Origin of the sequence: Helicobacter zhangjianzhongii, assembly GCF_030249855.1 — a bacterium.
In the GTDB taxonomy this organism is placed as follows: Bacteria; Campylobacterota; Campylobacteria; order Campylobacterales; family Helicobacteraceae; genus Helicobacter_B; species Helicobacter_B zhangjianzhongii.
In genome coordinates this window covers 1-3257 of sequence record NZ_JANURN010000021.1, presented here as the reverse complement: position 1 = coordinate 3257, position 3257 = coordinate 1, and the positions used below count along the sequence as shown (strand labels likewise).

The 3257-nt window shown below is 44.2% G+C and carries 3 protein-coding genes; 2 read left to right on the top strand and 1 reads right to left on the bottom strand.

Features of this window, described 5'->3' with window-relative positions; genetic code table 11:
• Positions 1-178: 178 nt before the first annotated feature.
• Positions 179-916 carry a peroxide stress protein YaaA gene (gene yaaA, locus NYG90_RS10450; protein ID WP_285257796.1) on the bottom strand — a complete coding sequence of 246 codons (738 nt, stop codon included), beginning with the start codon at positions 914-916 and terminating at the stop codon, positions 179-181.
• Positions 917-970: 54 nt separating this feature from the next.
• Here yaaA and NYG90_RS10445 point away from each other — a divergent pair, with 54 nt between their 5' ends.
• Both NYG90_RS10445 and NYG90_RS10440 read left to right on the top strand, forming a co-directional pair.
• Positions 971-1507, top strand: coding sequence for a DUF4149 domain-containing protein (locus tag NYG90_RS10445; RefSeq protein ID WP_285257797.1), 537 nt, complete (start codon positions 971-973; stop codon positions 1505-1507).
• 483 nt (positions 1508-1990) lie between these two features.
• A partial coding sequence (locus NYG90_RS10440) for a hypothetical protein (protein WP_285265038.1) occupies positions 1991-3257 on the top strand: 1267 nt, incomplete at its 3' end.

Below are 3257 nucleotides of genomic sequence, written 5' to 3'. Positions count from 1 at the left end.
TAATCATATGATAAAGGCTGAGATAAGAAAGCTAAATGCTATGAATTTTGGGAAGCAGAATATTACAAATTCATTACTTAAATATAACTGAAGCGAGTGGAAAAATATGTGGGAGAGATGGGGGGAGTAAAGCAAGATATTCTCTATCAATCATTTTGCGCTCTTCTTTTACACTCTTCTAGGGTGTGCAGTAGGTGCAATGTGTATCAAGATACTGCCTAAGCATATTGTGGCGACTTTTCACATCTTGTATGCTGGCACATAGCGCAAGCTCTCGCAAAGCTAGTCCGCGATGAAGCTTTGCTTGGTGGCTCACTTTGCTAGGGAGATTCAATACATAATGCCCTAGCTTAATGGGATATGCCTTGCTATATATCTGCGCACGCAAATCCACAATCACACCATTTTGCACACCATCTTGCTCTGTGGCTAAAAGCTTATCGATCTCTTCTTCTTGAGCTTGATACAATGCACGCAATGACAAGAGCTTGGATTTGTAGTTTTGATTGAGATGATAAAAAGGCAGCCTATCACTTGCCCGCACAAGCCCAAAGAGATTGCTCATAATCAGCACAGACCCCAGCACAAACTCTTTCGCCCTAGAATCCATCTCCGCAAAATTCAGTGCCTTATAGGCTACACCATTATATAGCTCTATGGCACAGACCCTAGGAGAGTCCAAAATCTCACCACAACGCCGCAAAGTCTCTAGGCTCACTGACTTTGTGCCAAAGACCTTGCACAGCTCTGCATCACTTGCATTTTGCAAGATAGACAAATACGCGTATATATTGGCATTTCTAGCGGCTTGCCCGCCCCACATCACATCATCTATCAGCCTAGTATCACCCCCGCTACTCTTCCCCAAAACCACTGGATCCTGCTTGCTCTCACTCGGGCTTAGAAGTATTTTCATTTTGTAACTCTTTTTGTGTATGATTGCGCCCATTATATCGCATAAGGAATTATTATGAGAGTTTTTGCTTCCTGCATTACAAGTCTTTATCTGCTTGCTTTAGGGATCACTATCGGCGGGATCATCGCTTGCGGTGCGCTTAGTGCGCCTGTGATTTTTAATGCTTCAGAATATCTTGCTGCTATTGAGATAGCGGATCCATCGGGTATAACACGCTATGCCTCAGGGATTTTGATGACAGAGATTTTTGCACGCTTCAACTACCTACTAAACGCTATGGCGATTTTTATCCTTGTGTATGAGCTACTTGTCTTTAATATCTCGTCAAAAAAGTCTTTGTTTCTCTTAGGGATTGGGATTTTTAGCGTGGTGCTAATCTTTCTTTTTACGATGTATTACACCCCGGCAATCATTGCCGCACAAGCTGATGGCGCAGCTGCGACTGCTACAGAAGAATTTTATAGTCTCCATACCCAAAGTGAAATGATCTTTCAAATCTTACTCATCTCTCTTAGTGCGTCATTTCTATGGCGTGTCTATCTGCTGCGCTTTAGCCTCCCAGCCCCTACAACCAAATCTCGCAAAAAGTAGCCCTTAAAAGTAGCCCCCACTCCGTCATTGCGAGACTTCCGCAAGGAAGTCGCGGCGATCCATAAATACATAACAAACACAAAAAGTGGATTCTAGCACCGATAATTTTTCACAAGCCAACGCCCTTTTTATAGTCATTGCGAGCGAGTGAAACGAGCGTGGCAATCTAATTAAATATAAACAATCGTTTTTTTTTTTTTGATTTTGGCTACAATGCAACTTTTACTTTACTTTTTGAACGCAAGGAGACACTATGAAAAGCACTTATACATCATTTAAACGGGGGGGGGGGGGAATAATCTCCCCACAAAGCTCACTTTCTCTATCAGCCTAGTTTTAGCAGCTGCACTGGGGCTGGCAGCTCAAGGCTTTGATGAAAGCGTGATGACCACATGCGCCAATCATCAATCTGGAATGGCTTTTGGTGGTAACCAAAAAAAATGTCTTAATAGCAATCGTGGAGAAATTCCCGGAAGGCAACATATGACATTCCCCAATGCCTATATGTGGAGTAATCCTGGTGCTCAGGACATCACGTATATTCTCCGCAACGCGAGCATAAATCCTGTTACTATGATGTTCCGTAATAAAGGGCGGGCATACATATGGCTAAACAGAACGCAATATGGTAGTGTCACTATAAAAAATGGAGGTAGTGGCGATGAGCTTAAGGGGCAGGTAGAGTTTTCCATCGAGGGTGGAAGTGGTAATTCTATAGGCGACATCACCCATGAAGCCCTAAGCTTGCGCCTTAAAGGAGGGGCTTCGCAAGTCCTCACCGTTACCACCCTCAACCAAAACTCCGCGGGTGATACGCAAGTTTTCAACAATGTAACCATAACTGACGCTAATGCTAATAATGGCTTGATACACAATAATGGCGGCACAATTACCAATGCTAATATCAATGGCGGGGAGTTTAGGCAAACAAGTGGCACGACAGATACTGCTACTCTCAATAATGGCACCTTAGACCAAATAGACGGCACTATCTCCACTCTCAATCAATCCGGCGGACAAGCCACACAAGAAGGCGGCACAATCACTAATCTCAACCAATCCGGCGGACAAGCTATCCAATCCGGCGGCACAATCACTACTGCTAATCTCTCCGGTGGCACATTCACCCACAATGGCGGCACACTTAGCAATGTCGTGCTAAAAGCTGGCGGCAGTGGCAGCACATTTGTCAATGGCACAGATTCTGCCTTTGCTAACATCACCCAAGAGGGTGGTAATCACACTATCATCGGTAAGGTTACTAAATTTACTCTAGCGAGTGGTTCCTTTACCAACAACGGCTCTATCACCACACTCACCACCAACACCACCACCACAAAACAAGCTAGAAGTGGCACAAGCTTCTACGCTGCCCAAGCCGCTACTACCAACCACATCACCAACAACGGCACCATTGATAAACTAGAGCTCACTAAAGACGCTGATAGCGTAACCAATAATGCTGTGTATAACACAGGCGGTGGCTTAGCAAGTGGTATCATCAAAGAGCTTGATGTCAAAAGCGGCAATGCCACCATTAACACCCTAAATGGTGTAGGACAAGGGACAGCAGCTAATATAGAGCCCCATACACTCTCTAATATCAACATCACTAAAGACGCCAAACTCACCGTTGATACCCTAAGCGTAGGACTCAAAGGCAACCAAGCTATAGAGAGAGTAACAATCAATAATAATACAGGTAATAATGGTGGCAACAAAGAATTTGCCGTCAATAAAATCCAAGTAA

Coding starts and splice junctions, on each gene's coding strand:
- yaaA (WP_285257796.1), bottom strand. CDS start 916: ATGAAAATACTTCTAAGCCCGAGTGAGAGCAAGCAGGATCCAGTGGTT.
- NYG90_RS10445 (WP_285257797.1), top strand. CDS start 971: ATGAGAGTTTTTGCTTCCTGCATTACAAGTCTTTATCTGCTTGCTTTA.